Source organism: Neorhizobium sp. SOG26 (assembly GCF_003491345.1).
In the GTDB taxonomy this organism is placed as follows: domain Bacteria; phylum Pseudomonadota; class Alphaproteobacteria; order Rhizobiales; family Rhizobiaceae; genus Neorhizobium; species Neorhizobium turbinariae.
In genome coordinates this window covers 555,294-567,916 of record NZ_CP025512.1, presented here as the reverse complement: position 1 = coordinate 567,916, position 12,623 = coordinate 555,294, and the positions used below count along the sequence as shown (strand labels likewise).

General features: G+C 62.0%; 16 protein-coding genes. 10 read left to right on the top strand and 6 right to left on the bottom strand.

All coding sequences use genetic code 11. The annotated features are described in order from the left end of the window. Positions 1 to 89: 89 nt before the first annotated feature. Genes CYG48_RS02725 through CYG48_RS02715 form a run of 3 tightly spaced genes read left to right on the top strand, consistent with a single transcriptional unit; the run spans position 90 to position 1,466 of the window. Positions 90 to 821, top strand: coding sequence for a sulfite exporter TauE/SafE family protein (locus tag CYG48_RS02725; protein WP_118851455.1), 732 nt, complete (start codon positions 90 to 92; stop codon positions 819 to 821). 46 nt (positions 822 to 867) lie between these two features. Next, complete coding sequence (locus CYG48_RS02720; protein ID WP_118848974.1) at positions 868 to 1,152, top strand: ribbon-helix-helix domain-containing protein; 285 nt, start codon at positions 868 to 870, stop codon at positions 1,150 to 1,152. Further along, positions 1,149 to 1,466 (top strand): type II toxin-antitoxin system RelE/ParE family toxin, encoded by a 318-nt coding sequence (locus CYG48_RS02715; protein WP_118848973.1) that lies wholly within the window; start codon positions 1,149 to 1,151, stop codon positions 1,464 to 1,466. The genes CYG48_RS02720 and CYG48_RS02715 overlap by 4 nt, the downstream gene beginning before the upstream one ends. A gap of 61 nt (positions 1,467 to 1,527) precedes the next feature. On the opposite strand, the gene CYG48_RS02710 is transcribed toward CYG48_RS02715, so the two are convergent. The 3 genes from CYG48_RS02710 to CYG48_RS02700 form a co-directional block, all read right to left on the bottom strand. Continuing rightward, positions 1,528 to 2,412: a branched-chain amino acid aminotransferase gene (locus CYG48_RS02710; RefSeq protein ID WP_118848972.1), complete on the bottom strand. Its 885-nt coding sequence runs from the start codon at positions 2,410 to 2,412 to the stop codon at positions 1,528 to 1,530. A 181-nt stretch (positions 2,413 to 2,593) separates the two neighbouring features. Beyond that, a complete protein-coding gene (locus CYG48_RS02705; protein ID WP_118848971.1) occupies positions 2,594 to 2,929 on the bottom strand; it encodes a hypothetical protein in 336 nt (111 codons plus the stop codon). A gap of 106 nt (positions 2,930 to 3,035) precedes the next feature. Continuing rightward, the gene (locus CYG48_RS02700) at positions 3,036 to 3,929 is read right to left on the bottom strand and encodes a LysR family transcriptional regulator (protein ID WP_118848970.1); all 894 of its coding nucleotides are present in this window, start codon (positions 3,927 to 3,929) and stop codon (positions 3,036 to 3,038) included. Between the two features lie 114 nt (positions 3,930 to 4,043). Between CYG48_RS02700 and CYG48_RS02695 the strand changes: the two genes are divergently transcribed. The 5 genes from CYG48_RS02695 to CYG48_RS02675 all read left to right on the top strand — a co-directional run bounded on the left by CYG48_RS02695 (position 4,044) and on the right by CYG48_RS02675 (position 7,830). Then, positions 4,044 to 5,231 carry an MFS transporter gene (locus CYG48_RS02695; protein WP_118848969.1) on the top strand — a complete coding sequence of 396 codons (1,188 nt, stop codon included), beginning with the start codon at positions 4,044 to 4,046 and terminating at the stop codon, positions 5,229 to 5,231. A 23-nt stretch (positions 5,232 to 5,254) separates the two neighbouring features. Beyond that, positions 5,255 to 6,313: an aldo/keto reductase gene (locus CYG48_RS02690; RefSeq protein ID WP_118851454.1), complete on the top strand. Its 1,059-nt coding sequence runs from the start codon at positions 5,255 to 5,257 to the stop codon at positions 6,311 to 6,313. Between the two features lie 90 nt (positions 6,314 to 6,403). Further along, on the top strand, positions 6,404 to 7,231 hold the full coding sequence (locus CYG48_RS02685) for an aldo/keto reductase (protein ID WP_118848968.1): 828 nt from the start codon (positions 6,404 to 6,406) through the stop codon (positions 7,229 to 7,231). Positions 7,232 to 7,397: 166 nt separating this feature from the next. Beyond that, positions 7,398 to 7,622: a BrnT family toxin gene (locus CYG48_RS02680; RefSeq protein ID WP_340162633.1), complete on the top strand. Its 225-nt coding sequence runs from the start codon at positions 7,398 to 7,400 to the stop codon at positions 7,620 to 7,622. Continuing rightward, on the top strand, positions 7,576 to 7,830 hold the full coding sequence (locus CYG48_RS02675) for a BrnA antitoxin family protein (protein ID WP_118848966.1): 255 nt from the start codon (positions 7,576 to 7,578) through the stop codon (positions 7,828 to 7,830). Before CYG48_RS02680 ends, CYG48_RS02675 begins: the two co-directional genes overlap by 47 nt. 21 nt (positions 7,831 to 7,851) lie before the next feature. Here the strand turns inward: CYG48_RS02675 and CYG48_RS02670 are convergent, their stop codons facing one another. Continuing rightward, the gene (locus CYG48_RS02670; protein ID WP_118848965.1) at positions 7,852 to 8,868 is read right to left on the bottom strand and encodes a magnesium transporter CorA family protein; all 1,017 of its coding nucleotides are present in this window, start codon (positions 8,866 to 8,868) and stop codon (positions 7,852 to 7,854) included. Between the two features lie 318 nt (positions 8,869 to 9,186). Here CYG48_RS02670 and CYG48_RS22365 point away from each other — a divergent pair, with 318 nt between their 5' ends. Beyond that, on the top strand, positions 9,187 to 9,354 hold the full coding sequence (locus tag CYG48_RS22365) for a Thivi_2564 family membrane protein (RefSeq protein WP_199925195.1): 168 nt from the start codon (positions 9,187 to 9,189) through the stop codon (positions 9,352 to 9,354). A gap of 74 nt (positions 9,355 to 9,428) precedes the next feature. Here CYG48_RS22365 and CYG48_RS02665 read toward each other — a convergent pair whose 3' ends face one another. Beyond that, positions 9,429 to 9,818, bottom strand: a complete 390-nt coding sequence (locus CYG48_RS02665; protein ID WP_118848964.1) for a hypothetical protein — start codon at positions 9,816 to 9,818, stop codon at positions 9,429 to 9,431. Between the two features lie 131 nt (positions 9,819 to 9,949). Next, a complete protein-coding gene (locus CYG48_RS02660) occupies positions 9,950 to 10,909 on the bottom strand; it encodes a YihY/virulence factor BrkB family protein (protein ID WP_118848963.1) in 960 nt (319 codons plus the stop codon). Between the two features lie 148 nt (positions 10,910 to 11,057). Here CYG48_RS02660 and CYG48_RS02655 point away from each other — a divergent pair, with 148 nt between their 5' ends. Next, complete coding sequence (locus tag CYG48_RS02655; protein ID WP_118848962.1) at positions 11,058 to 12,623, top strand: helicase HerA-like C-terminal domain-containing protein; 1,566 nt, start codon at positions 11,058 to 11,060, stop codon at positions 12,621 to 12,623.

The following is a 12,623-nucleotide window of genomic DNA, read 5'->3' as shown; positions in this document are numbered from 1 at the left end:
ACCGCCGATGCGGCAGGAACTTTTCTCGCATGCGGCGAATTGAAGGCGGACGCCGAACCCTCAGAGGATGCCGCATGTCCTTCGACTTTCTGACGTCCGATTTCCTGATCTTCGTGCTTATCGGTTTCCTGGCTCAGATCGTCGACGGGGCGCTCGGCATGGCCTTTGGCGTACTGACCACGACGGCGCTCCTGAGCGTCGGGGTGGCCCCGGCGGCAGCAAGCGCCATGACACATGTGACCGAGTGTTTCACCACCGCGGCTTCCGGCCTGTCTCACCTCTACCAGCGCAATGTCGACTGGCGGCTCGTCATCCGGCTGGCGCCGGCCGGCATGGTGGGTGGGGCGATCGGCGCCTATGCGCTGTCCAACATCGATGGCGAGGCGATTGCGCCCTATGTTTCGGCCTACCTCATCGCCGTCGGCCTCTACATTCTCTACAAGGCCTTCCAGCCGAAATTTCCGCGCGACGTGCATGACTGGATCGTGCCGTTCGTGGGTGGTGGCGGCGGTGTGCTGGATGCCATGGGTGGCGGCGGATGGGGGCCGATCGTCACCAGTTCGCTGCTTGGGCGCGGGCATGACGCCAAGAAGGTGATCGGCTCCACCAACCTCACCGAGTTCGCGGTGACCACCGTGATCTCGGCGACCTTCATCATTACGCTTGGCTGGTCGGAACTGTCCTCGGCGCTCGGCCTTATCCTGGGCGGTGTACTGGCGGCGCCGATCGGGGCGCTGGTGGTGAAAAGGCTGCCCGTGAAGCCGCTGATGATCGCCGTGTCGCTTATCATCATCGGCACGGCCGCCGTGCGGTTTGTTTGAGACCAACGAGCGAATGTGCTACGCTTGCCTGAAATAGGAGCACACAATGCGTCCGAACCGGTCCATCACCATTTCGCTTCCAGAAGACATGGCCGAACTCGTGAAAAAGAAGGTCGCGTCCGGCGAATTTGCCGACGAAAGCGAGGTCGTGGCGGAAGGCTTGCGTTATCTTTCCGACCGCGATGCCGAGATCGAGACATGGCTACGGTCCGAAGTCGTGCCAGTCATCGAAACCCATGACCCCTCCAAGGCAATCCCAATTGACGAGGTTCGGCGACGCATCAGTGCGCATATGGATGTGCGTGAGAAACAAGCCCGCTTCTCCGAATGAAGCATAACGTTCTCTTCGATCCGGCAGCCGATGCCGACTTGATCGAACTTTACGAGTATATTGCCGCTAGAGCCGGACTGGCCGTCGCACGGCGATACATCAACCAGATCGTCGACTACTGCGCCTTGTTCGAGACCTTTCCCCAGCGGGGCATGGCCCATGACGAATTGGGCAAGGGTATCCGGATCGTCGGATTCAGGCGCAAAGCCAGCATCGTATTCCAAGTCGATCAAGAAACCGTCACCATCATGCGCATCCTCCACCGTGGCAAAAGCCTTGGCGGTGCGGAGGACATGGAGGAGGACGATTTCTGATGCGGCGAAGCGGGAAACCAATTGGCTTCCCGCCCAGCCTCACGTCACTTGATCGACGGCGTCAAAGATCGCTGGTCTTGGAGCGAGCCCAGTCCATGTAGACCTCAAGCGCCTTGCGGGCGACCGGGCCTTCCTGGAGCTGGCGGTCTTCGAAGCGGTTCACCGGCACGATCTTGGAATAGTTGCCGGAGGTGAAGATCTCGTCGGCATCCATGAAGTCCTGGACCGTCAGCGTGGTTTCACGCACGTCGAGCCCTGCCTGGCGCAGCAGGCCGATGACGCGCGAGCGCGTGATGCCGGCAAGGAAGGTGCCGTTGGCGATCGGCGTCATCACCACGCCGTCCTTGACCATGAAGATGTTCGAGGACGCGGTTTCGGCGACATTGCCGTTCATGTCGCGGGCGAGCGCGTTGTCGAAGCCGCGATTGCGGGCTTCCATGATCATGCGGCCGCTGTTGGGATAAAGGCTGCCCGTCTTGGCGCCAGTCATGGCGACTTCCGGGTTCGGGCGGCGGTAAGGCGAAACCGTGAGCGACGACGGCTTTGCAGTGTGCATCGGCGCTTCGGAGAGGCAGAGCGCAAAGCGGGTCGATTCCGGATCGGCCGTTACCACGCTATAGGGCATGCCATGTTCGGCCCAGTACATCGGCTTGATGTAGATCGCGGTCTTGCCATCGAACTTGCGCACGCCTTCCAGCGCCAGCGCCTCGATCTCCTTGGCGTCCATGGTGGGCTTCATGCCCATGTTGGTGGCCGAGCGGTTGACGCGCTGGCAGTGCAGGTCGAGGTCGGGCGAGATGCCGTCAAACCAGCGGGCGCCATCGAACACGGTGGTCCCGAGCCACATGGCATGGGAGGTCGGTCCGATCAGTTTCGGGTTTCCTTCCAGCCATTCCCCCTCCACATAGGTCCAGGTGGTCGAGCGCGGGGTGGTGTCGACGGACATGCTAGTCTCCTTGGGTCTGCAAAATTGTCGTCTTGAAAATTCGCGGTGAGTGAAGGCTTGGCCGGAGCGGCAGGTCAAGCGACAATATGAAATGAGTCATCACAAAATTTGATCATAAGCCATCGCCCGCCCGAGGAGGGCAGTACGTAAAGGCTCTGATGCACCCGCTCAAAATCGGCGTCTAGAAGCTCATCTCGGTGGCGAGCTGGCGACCGTTCATCGCCGCCCAGATCATGCTGACCTCACGGCGGAAGACTGCACTCGGGCGGATGCCGCCGCTTCCATAGTTCTTGTACTTGTCGCGATAGGCCGCAATGAAGACTTCGACGGCTTCAACGACTTCCGCCTGCTGCTCCGCCTTGCGACGCAGCTCTTCCTTCTCCGAATGAAGCATTTCCAGGCTCTGGAGGATGAGACGAAGTTCTTCGGTCGCAACCGTCAGATGAGGACGACTTGCGGAATCGGCGCTGACCTCGGTCCGGATACGGGCAATGATTTCGTTCAGTTGCTGGTTCATGCTGAAATCTCCTGCTCGCGGATGTGGGTCCGGAAATAGACTTAAGCAAGGCGGTTTTGTGGCAATGATGTCACTGAGGCGACCTTCGGGTCGCTGCCGGCGTCGGTCAAAGCCGCTCCTGAAGGAAGTCGATAAAGGCGCGAACCCGCACCGCCAGATGTTCATGCCCGGCGTAAACGGCATGAATTTGCTCGGTATCCTCGGCGTTGAAGTCTTCCAGCACCGGCACAAGCCGACCGCTCTTGATATCCGGCTCCACATGAAAGCGGCCGACCCGGCCGATGCCGAGCCCGTTGAGGCAAAAGCGGCGGATGATCGAGCCGCTGCTGGCCTTGAGACTGCCAGAGACCGGCAGAATCACGCGCTGGCCCGTAGCCGGATCGCGGAACAGCCAACCTTCGACCGAGCGACGGAAGTTGAAGTTGATGCAGTTGTGCCTGCCAAGCTCTTCCGGCACCTGCGGCGTGCCGTGCCGCGCGAGATATTCCGGCGAAGCGATGACGACCTGGCGGCTTTCACCCAGCCGCCTTGCCATCAGCGATGAGTCCCGCAGTGGCCCGTGACGGATGGCGATGTCGATACGCTCGCGGATCAGGTCGACCGTGTCGTCGGTCAGCGTGACGTCGAGCTGCACCTCCGGATAAAGCCGCAGGAACTCGCCAGCGAGCGGCAGGATGTGACGCTCCCCGAAACCGACGGAGGCATTGACCACCAGAGGTCCACGCGGCCGCATCCGGCCACCGCCGGAAACCACCTCTTCGGTATCGGCGATCTCGGCCAGGATCCGTTGCGCCCGCGCCAGATAGGTCTCGCCCTCCGGTGTCAGTTGCAGGAGGCGGGTGGAACGCACGACGAGCCGGGTGCCCAGCCGGTTTTCGAGCCGCGTCACGAGCTTGCTGACGGCGGATGGGGAAAGCTTGAGCTTGCGCCCGGCAGCGGAAAAGCTGCGCAGTTCGGCCGCCAGCACGAACACTTCCATCTCCCCGGCGCGGTTATCCATCGTCCCACCTATGAATTTGTTTCACAGATGATTATCCGCCTGTGTCGCTACACAGGCAAGTGAGCCGGGCGGATATTGCGTCCAACACAATCTCCTCCTCCCAAGGAAATACCCATGCCTCTTGCCCTTTATGCCCTGACTGCGGGCGCCTTCGGAATCGGCGTCACGGAATTTGTCATCATGGGCCTGCTGCTCGATATCAGCGCCGATCTTGGCGTGTCCATCTCCGCCGCGGGCCTGCTCATCTCGGGATATGCGCTGGGCGTCGTGATTGGCGCGCCCATCCTCGGCGCCATTTCCGGCCGCTGGTCGCGCAAGACCCTGCTGATGGCGCTGATGGTGGTGTTCACCATCGGCAATCTCGCCTGTGCGCTGGCGCCGGATTACTGGACGCTGATGGCCGCGCGGGTCCTGACCGCGTTCGCGCATGCCTCCTTCTTCGGCGTCGGTTCGGTGGTTGCGACAAGCCTCGTGCCGGCCAACAAGAAGGCGTCGGCGATCGCCATCATGTTTACCGGGCTCACCGTCGCCAACATCCTTGGCGTGCCCTTCGGCACGTGGCTCGGACAGGCCTATGGTTGGCGCTCGACCTTCTTCGCCGTAACGCTGATCGGCATCCTCGCCTTCATCGTGATCGCGCTTCTCGTGCCCAGGGACAGCCCGGCGGAGACAGGCGACGAAGGAGGCCAGAGCGTTCTGGCCGTCCTACGCCGACGTGCCGTGCTGCTCGGGCTGCTGACCACCGTGCTCTCCTGGGTCGGCGTGTTTGCGGGCTTCACCTATGTTGCGCCGATCCTCACACAGATCACCGGGTTCTCGGAAGCTGCAGTTTCGCCGATCCTGCTCGTGTTCGGCGGCGGACTGGTGGTGGGCAATCTTCTCGGCGGCTGGCTAGCCGACCGTCACCTCTTGCCGACGATGATCGGAAGCCTCCTCGCGCTCTCAGCCGTGCTGCTTGCCATGACGGCGGCCAACCACCAGCCGGTGCTTGCGGTGATTGCCATCGGCCTCTTTGGCGCTGCTGCTTTTGCCACGGTATCGCCCCTGCAGATCTGGGTCCTCCAGAAGGCCGAAGGTGCCGGCCAGGGGCTGGCCTCCTCCTTCAACATCGCGGCCTTCAACCTCGGCAATGCGATTGGTGCATGGCTGGGTGGCGCGGTGATCGACCACGGCCCGGGCCTTGGTGCGGTGACGCTGGTGGCCGGGCTGGTGCCGCTCGCAGCGCTTGCGGTCGCCACGGTTGCCATCCGGCTTGATCGCAAGGAGCCGCGTGAAGCCGCCCTCGCCTGCCCGGCAGAATGACGATCCAGAGAAAGGTAACGACCATGGAATACCGCAATCTTGGTGCATCCGGCCTGAAGGTGCCGGTCTTGAGCTTTGGAGCCGGCACGTTCGGCGGCTCCGGCCCGCTGTTCAGCCACTGGGGCACAACCGACGTGGAAGAGGCGCGCCGCCTCGTCGACATCTGCCTTGAGGCCGGCGTCAACCTGTTCGACACAGCCGACGTTTATTCCGCCGGTGCTTCGGAGGAAGTGCTTGGCCAGGCGATCAAGGACCGGCGGGCCGATGTGCTGATCTCCACCAAGGCCAGCCTGCCGATGGGCGACGGCGCCAACGACTGGGGCTCGTCCCGCGCCCGGCTGATCGCCTCCGTCGAGGCGGCGCTGAAGCGCCTCGGCACCGACCATATCGACATCTTCCAGCTGCATGCCTTCGATGCCTCCACGCCGGTCGAGGAGGTGGTCGCGACGCTTGATCGCCTCGTGCAGGACGGCAAGCTGCGCTACATCGGTGTGTCCAACTTCTCCGGCTGGCAGATCATGAAATCGCTCGCCGCGGCGGACCGGCATGGCTGGACCCGCTATGTCGTCAACCAGGTGTATTACTCGCTGGTCGGTCGCGACTATGAATGGGACCTGATGCCGCTCGGCCAAGACCAGGGGCTTGGCGCGCTCGTCTGGAGCCCGCTCGGCTGGGGACGCCTCACCGGCAAGATCAGCCGGAGCAAGCCAATCCCCGCCGGCAGCCGGCTGCATGAGACGGCGGATTTCGGTCCACCGGTCGATACCGAACTGCTTTATCGCGTCGTGGACGTGCTGGAAGAGGTGGCGGCCGAGACGGAAAAGACCGTGCCGCAGGTGGCGATCAACTGGCTCGTCGGCCGACCGACCGTATCCTCCGTCATCATCGGCGCCCGCAATGAAGAGCAGCTTCGCCAGAATCTCGGCAGTGTCGGGTGGTCGTTAAACGCCGAACAGATAGCACGGCTCGACCAGGCGAGCGCGGTGACCGCACCCTATCCGCATTTCCCTTATCGCCGGCAGGAAGGCTTCGCCCGCCTCAACCCGCCGATTGCCGGCTGCCCCCGAAAACGTGGTGGTTGATCCGCCACGCAATTGGTCCATCTAATAGCGGCCCCACTACCCCGGGCATCAAGATCAACAATGCAGGCCCGGGACCCACAGGAGTTTCAAATGTTCAATGTCAACGCCAATGGCGCCAATATTCCAGCTCTCGGTTTCGGCACCTTCCGCATGCCCGACGACGACGTGGCGCGCGTGCTGCCGGAAGCCCTGAAGCTCGGCTTCCGCCATGTCGACACCGCGCAGATCTACAAGAACGAGGCGGCTGTCGGCGAGGTGCTGGCGACTTCCGGCATCGCGCGCGAGGAGATCTTCCTCACCACCAAGGTGTGGGTCGACCGCGTCGGCCACGACGCCTTCATCGCCTCGGTGGATGAAAGCCTGCAGAAGCTGAAGACCGATTATGTCGACCTGCTGCTGTTGCACTGGCCGCAGAGCGAGATGCCGCTTGCCGACCGCATGGGCGCGCTCAACGAGCTGGTGAAGGTCGGCAAGGTGAAGCATATCGGCGTTTCGAACTTCTCCGTCGCGCTGCTCGACGAAGCGGTGAAGCTTTCTGATGCACCGATCGCCACGAACCAGGTTGAGTACCACCCCTATCTCGACCAGACGAAGGTGCTCGAGGCCGTGCGCCGACATGGCAGCTCGCTCACCGCCTATTACCTGATGGCGGACGGCAAGGTGCCAAAGGACGAGGTGCTGAAGGATATCGGCGCCAAGCATGGCAAGACGGCTGCACAGGTGGTGCTGCGCTGGGCGATCCAGCAGCCGGAGGTGATTGCGCTTTCGAAAACTGCGACCATTTCGCGCCTGCCGGAAAACTACGACGTCTTCGACTTCGAGCTTTCGGCCGAGGAAATGCAGGCGGTGCATGCGCTCGCGAAGCCCGATGGCCGCATCGTCAACCCGGGCCAACTGGCCCCGCAGTGGGATAATTGATCTTTCGTCTGTTGGGTGAAAGCATGCGCCGGACGACCTCCGGCGCATTTTTTCTGAGGCGTCCCCTTTTCGGACCATTATGGAAACGCCATCTTTTATGTAGTAACAATAAATGCCTGTAATTTTCGACCCCGAGAAACGAAGATTGACTCTCGAGCAAAGGGGATTGGATTTTGCCGATGCAGACAAGGTTTTCGACGGTCCGCATCTCACCATCGAAGACGACCGGATCGACTACGGCGAAGTCCGTTATCTAACGGTCGGGATGCTGGAACAGCGGATGGTTGTTCTAGTCTGGACCCCGCGCGGCCAGGATCTACGCATGATCAGTATGAGGAAAGCCAATGACAGAGAGCAAAGAGCCTATGGCCCCCGACTTGCTGGACATTGAAGACGACGCACCGGATCTCTCCGAAAGTCCGTGGGCGGAAAAGCTCGCCGCCGCCCCGGTTCTACGCGGCCGGCCAAAGAGCGAGGCACCCAAGATCTCGACAACGATCAGGCTGGATGCCGATATCCTGGAGCGGTTTCGGGCTGATGGTCCGGGCTGGCAGTCCCGGATCAACGATGCACTTAGAGATTGGCTCGCGCGGCGATAGGCCGGACGACCGATACCCGGCCTACAGCCACCCCCGCCGCTTGAAGTAGAGATACGGCATGATCATCGAGACGATCATCAGGCAGAGCGCGGCGTGGTAGCCGTAATGCCACTGGAGTTCCGGCTGGTAGGCGAAGTTCATGCCGTAGATGGACGCCACCAGCGTCGGCGGCAGGAAGACGACCGACGCCACGGAAAAGATCTTGATGATCTGGTTCTGCTCCAGGTTGATCAGCCCGAGCGTCGCGTCGAGCAGGAAGTTGATCTTGCCCGACAGGAAGGCGGAGTGGTCGCCGAGCGAGGTGGCGTCCCGCTGCAGGAGCTTCAGGCGCTGCCGCAGTTCCTTGGACAGCTTGCGGTCGACGCCGTCGAGCGCTGAATAATAGGCGACGACGCGGCTGACGCTGACAAGGCTTTCGCGCACCACGGTGATGAACTCGCCCTTGGTGCCGACCTCGCGGATGAGTTCCTGCAGGTCGCGGGTTTTCTTGTTGGCCTTCGTCCGCTCGGCGGAAAACACTTCCTGGGAGATGCCGTCGATCTCGGTCCCGAGCCGTTCCAGCGTGTCGGCCATGCGATCAATGACAGCCTCGATGAGGCCGGTCATGATGAGTTCGCCATAACCGGAATGCAGGCCGGTGCCGTTCGGCTTGCGGGCGCGTGCGAGGTAGGCATCGAATGGACGCGGTTCGGCGTGACGAACGGTGACAAGCACCTGGCCCTTGACGATGAAGGTGACCGGCACCTTGCGTGGCGTGCCGGCATCCGGGCGCGTCAGAACCGTCATCGTCATGAATTCCGCCCCGTCCTCCTGGTAAAGCCGGGCGGAAAGCTCGATGTCCTCCATCTCGTCGATGGTTGGCACCGTGATGCCCAGGCGTTCGCCGACAAGGCGCTCTTCCTCCGGCGTGGGGGTAATGAGGTCGTACCAGATGATGGGCGACTCCTGCTCCGCCGGCACCGCCGCATCGGGTGGCTCGCTCAAACTGACGACAACCGGAACCAGACGGTCAAGGTGATAGGCATGGACACGCAGCATGACGGCTCCTTCTCGGGCCATTGGCCTCCGGAGCGCATCTCCTTTTGAACAGGATCAGAGCCCCAGGCGAGCGAATGGGTATGATGACGTCGAACTTCGACTGTCGGGGTTCATCTCTCTGTTTCCTTGGAAAGAACGGGACCCGGCCGGGCCACCATTTCAGGGGGAGACATGGGTCGCAACGCGGGAAAAGTCAACGCCGATCTGAAGCGTCAGCAAGGCCGTTTACCCTAATCTGCAACGACCCTTTTCTTTCACTGATCCGCCCATAGTTACCCTCTGACGGTACAATCATGTGCCGGATAAGGATTGGGGCTCATGGGTCTATCACTCATCATCAGCATCCTGATCACCTTCCTGGTGATCGTTCTGGTGCTTTATCTCATCAACATGCTGCCGATCGATGCGCGCATGCGCCAGATCGCACGCGTCATCGTCATCATCATCGGCATCATTTCGCTGCTGAAATACCTGGCGGTGTTCTAGACCCGCCTTCCAAAAAAGAAGCCGCCGGCGTTTCCGCCAGCGGCTTCTGGTTTCTTCTGGATCCGGTGCGACGATCAGACGAACTGGCTGAGGCCCGGAACCGACGAGACAACCTTGTCGACAACCTCGTCGCCGGCGTGCTCGCGAGCAACTGCCATGGTCTGCTTCGCGAGGCCGGTGATCTCGCCCATGCCAAGGCCCTGGCTCATCAACTGCTGGCCGAGCGCCATGACGCCGCCGCCGAGGCTTGCCATCAGGCCGCCCAGCAGGCCGCCACCGCCCGAACCTGCGCCGTTGTACTTGGCAACCAGTTCCGGCGCGCCAGGGATCGCTTCGATCATCTTGGCCACGGCCGCGTCGTCTGCCTCGCGCTGCAGGAAGCCAAGCATCATGCCGATCGCCTTTTCGGCGACATCCGGGGCGATGCCGACATTGTCCGCAACCCGCGATACCAGCTCGTTCATCAGTTCTCTCCTCACGTTTTGACGTTCACGTTAACGTAATACCGAAGGCGAATGGCAGCGCAAGGGTTTTCGTGCGATGCGGCGCTACGCCGCAAAGGGTTTTCAACGGTGTTGAAGCGGAGAGCAAGGCTTCAAGCCTTGCTCTCCGAGTCCTCACCGACCGTATCCGCCATATACGCGCCGCGGTCACCGAGCGGCTGCGGCGGGCCGGTCGTTGTGTCGCGGGCCGTCTGGTGCTCGAGTTCGGCGTTGATCTCGGCGCCGACGATGACGATGATCACCGAGATCCAGGTCCAGACCATGAAGCCGATCAGCGCGCCGAGCGTACCGTAGGTGGCGTTGTAGTCGGCGATGTTGGAGAGATACCAGGTGACGGCCATGGAGGCTGCGAGCCAGGCGACGGTGGCGAAGGCGGCACCCCAGGTAAGCCAGCGCATCCTTGCCGGTTCGCGGCTTGGGCCGAAGCGGTAGATCATCATGATGCCGCCGCCGACAAACAGCATCATCACCGGCCAGCGCACGAAGCGGATGATGTTTTCCGTCCACTGGTCGAGCCACAGATATTTGAGGATCGCGGGCACGACGCCCATGGCGAAGATCACCACGATGGCGAGCAGCAGCGCGCCGAGCGTGAACAGCAGCGAGATGAGGTTCAGCCGGATGATGTTGCGCTTTTCGGTTTCGGCGTAAGCGACATTCATCGCTTCGAACAGCGCCTTCATGCCGTTGTTGGCGCTCCAGATGGCAAGCGCCAAGCCGCCGACGAGGGCGATCGAGAGCGTCGTGTTCTGCTCGGATGTCAGTGCGCGCACCTGGTCGAGGAAGATGTTGAGTGCGTCGGCCGGCATGACGGCACTCAGGAAAGCGATGCGGTCGGCGATTGCCGCCGGATCGGATACGAAGCCATAAATGGACACCAGCGCACTTGCGGCGGGAAACAGCGCAAGCAGCAGGTAATAGGTGACGCCGGCTGCGATCAGCATGATCCGGTCTTCGGTGATCCCGGCATAGACACGCCAGAAGACGTCCATCAATCCGCGTGCGGGAATATCCGACGGCTTGGCCGCCTGGCGCCCCCTGCTCACGTCCATGGTTTTTTGGTTCGGTGATAAAGCCTGCCCCAGCGCCACGTTTTCCGGTCCTTCTCTCCTGCGACCTGTCGGCAACCCTGCCGTTGCCCGGCGCTTTTGCTCATCCTATAAGGATGCGAGTTAACGCGGCGAGGGAGCGCATAGTTGCATGAATGATACCGGTAAGCTCTTCATCGGCGGCAGTCGCAATCCAGACGACACGCTGAACAAGGCCGAGCACCTGGACCTCAAGTTCGGCAACCGCCACGGCCTGGTGACGGGTGCGACCGGTACCGGCAAGACGGTGACGCTCCAGGTGCTGGCGGAAGGCTTCTCCAAGGCTGGCGTGCCGGTGTTTGCGGCCGACATCAAGGGCGACCTTTCCGGCATCGCGGCGAAGGGGGAATCGAAGGACTTCCTGCTCAAGCGCGCCGAACAGATCGGCTTCGAGGACTATGACTTCGAGCAGTTCCCGGTGATCTTCTGGGATATCTTCGGCGAGAAGGGTCACCGCGTGCGCACGACCATCGCCGAGATGGGCCCGCTCCTCCTGTCGCGCCTGATGGATGCGTCCGAGCCGCAGGAAGGCGTCATCAACATTGCCTTCAAGCTGGCCGATCGCGCAAACCTGCCGCTGCTCGACCTCAAGGATTTCAGCTCGCTCCTGAACTACATGGCCGAGAATGCGAGCGAGCTTTCCAAGGAATTCGGGCTGATCTCCAAGGCCTCCGTCGCCTCGATCCAGCGCAGCCTGCTGGTGCTCGAGACGCAGGGTGCGAAGCAGTTCTTCGGTGAGCCGGCGCTGAAGATCTCAGACATCATGCGCACCAACCCGAACAACGGTTACGGGCAGATCTCGATCCTTGCCGCTGACAAGCTGATGATGAATCCGCGGCTCTACGCGACTTTCCTGCTGTGGCTTCTCTCGGAACTCTTCGAGGAACTGCCGGAAGTGGGCGATCCGGAAAAGCCGAAGCTCGTCTTCTTCTTCGACGAGGCGCATCTGCTGTTCAACGACGCGCCGAAGGTGCTGATCGAGCGCGTCGAGCAGGTGGTGCGACTGATCCGCTCCAAGGGCGTCGGCGTTTATTTCGTAACGCAGAACCCGCTCGACGTGCCGGAAACGGTGCTGGCGCAGCTCGGCAACCGGGTGCAGCATGCGCTGCGTGCCTATACGCCGCGCGAACAGAAGGCGGTGCGGACGGCGGCAGAAACCTTCCGCCCCAACCCGGCTTTCGATTGCGCAACCGCCATTACTCAACTCGGTACAGGCGAAGCGCTGGTTTCCACCCTTGGCGACAAGGGCGTGCCGTCAATGGTGGAGCGCACGCTGATCCGTCCGCCATCCGGGCGCATCGGACCTCTCAACGAGCAGGAGCGCCAGGCGGTGATGGACAAGAGCCCGGTGCTCGGCCTCTATGACGAGGATCTCGATCGGGAAAGCGCATTCGAGATTCTGGCGGCGCGCGCCAAGGAGGCCGCGGACGCAGCTGCCGCGCGCAAGGCGCAGGACGAGCTTGATCCGTCTCCGCCGGCAGGATCCGGCGACACGACTGGATGGACGCTGCCGGGCTTCGGCCGCGACGACGATGCGAAGGACCGTCGCCAGCCCCGCAAGGCCGGTTACCAGCGCGAGACTATTATAGAAGCTGCGATGAAAAGCGTGACGCGCACCGTGGCAACGCAGGTTGGACGCGCGATCGTGCGCGGTATTCTCGGCAGCTTGAAGCGATAA

Coding starts and splice junctions, on each gene's coding strand:
- CYG48_RS02655 (WP_118848962.1), top strand. CDS start 11,058: ATGAATGATACCGGTAAGCTCTTCATCGGCGGCAGTCGCAATCCAGAC.
- CYG48_RS02695 (WP_118848969.1), top strand. CDS start 4,044: ATGCCTCTTGCCCTTTATGCCCTGACTGCGGGCGCCTTCGGAATCGGC.
- CYG48_RS02720 (WP_118848974.1), top strand. CDS start 868: ATGCGTCCGAACCGGTCCATCACCATTTCGCTTCCAGAAGACATGGCC.
- CYG48_RS02705 (WP_118848971.1), bottom strand. CDS start 2,929: ATGAACCAGCAACTGAACGAAATCATTGCCCGTATCCGGACCGAGGTC.
- CYG48_RS02660 (WP_118848963.1), bottom strand. CDS start 10,909: ATGGACGTGAGCAGGGGGCGCCAGGCGGCCAAGCCGTCGGATATTCCC.
- CYG48_RS02690 (WP_118851454.1), top strand. CDS start 5,255: ATGGAATACCGCAATCTTGGTGCATCCGGCCTGAAGGTGCCGGTCTTG.
- CYG48_RS02675 (WP_118848966.1), top strand. CDS start 7,576: ATGACAGAGAGCAAAGAGCCTATGGCCCCCGACTTGCTGGACATTGAA.
- CYG48_RS22365 (WP_199925195.1), top strand. CDS start 9,187: ATGGGTCTATCACTCATCATCAGCATCCTGATCACCTTCCTGGTGATC.
- CYG48_RS02700 (WP_118848970.1), bottom strand. CDS start 3,929: ATGGATAACCGCGCCGGGGAGATGGAAGTGTTCGTGCTGGCGGCCGAA.
- CYG48_RS02670 (WP_118848965.1), bottom strand. CDS start 8,868: ATGCTGCGTGTCCATGCCTATCACCTTGACCGTCTGGTTCCGGTTGTC.
- CYG48_RS02715 (WP_118848973.1), top strand. CDS start 1,149: ATGAAGCATAACGTTCTCTTCGATCCGGCAGCCGATGCCGACTTGATC.
- CYG48_RS02710 (WP_118848972.1), bottom strand. CDS start 2,412: ATGTCCGTCGACACCACCCCGCGCTCGACCACCTGGACCTATGTGGAG.
- CYG48_RS02685 (WP_118848968.1), top strand. CDS start 6,404: ATGTTCAATGTCAACGCCAATGGCGCCAATATTCCAGCTCTCGGTTTC.
- CYG48_RS02665 (WP_118848964.1), bottom strand. CDS start 9,818: ATGAACGAGCTGGTATCGCGGGTTGCGGACAATGTCGGCATCGCCCCG.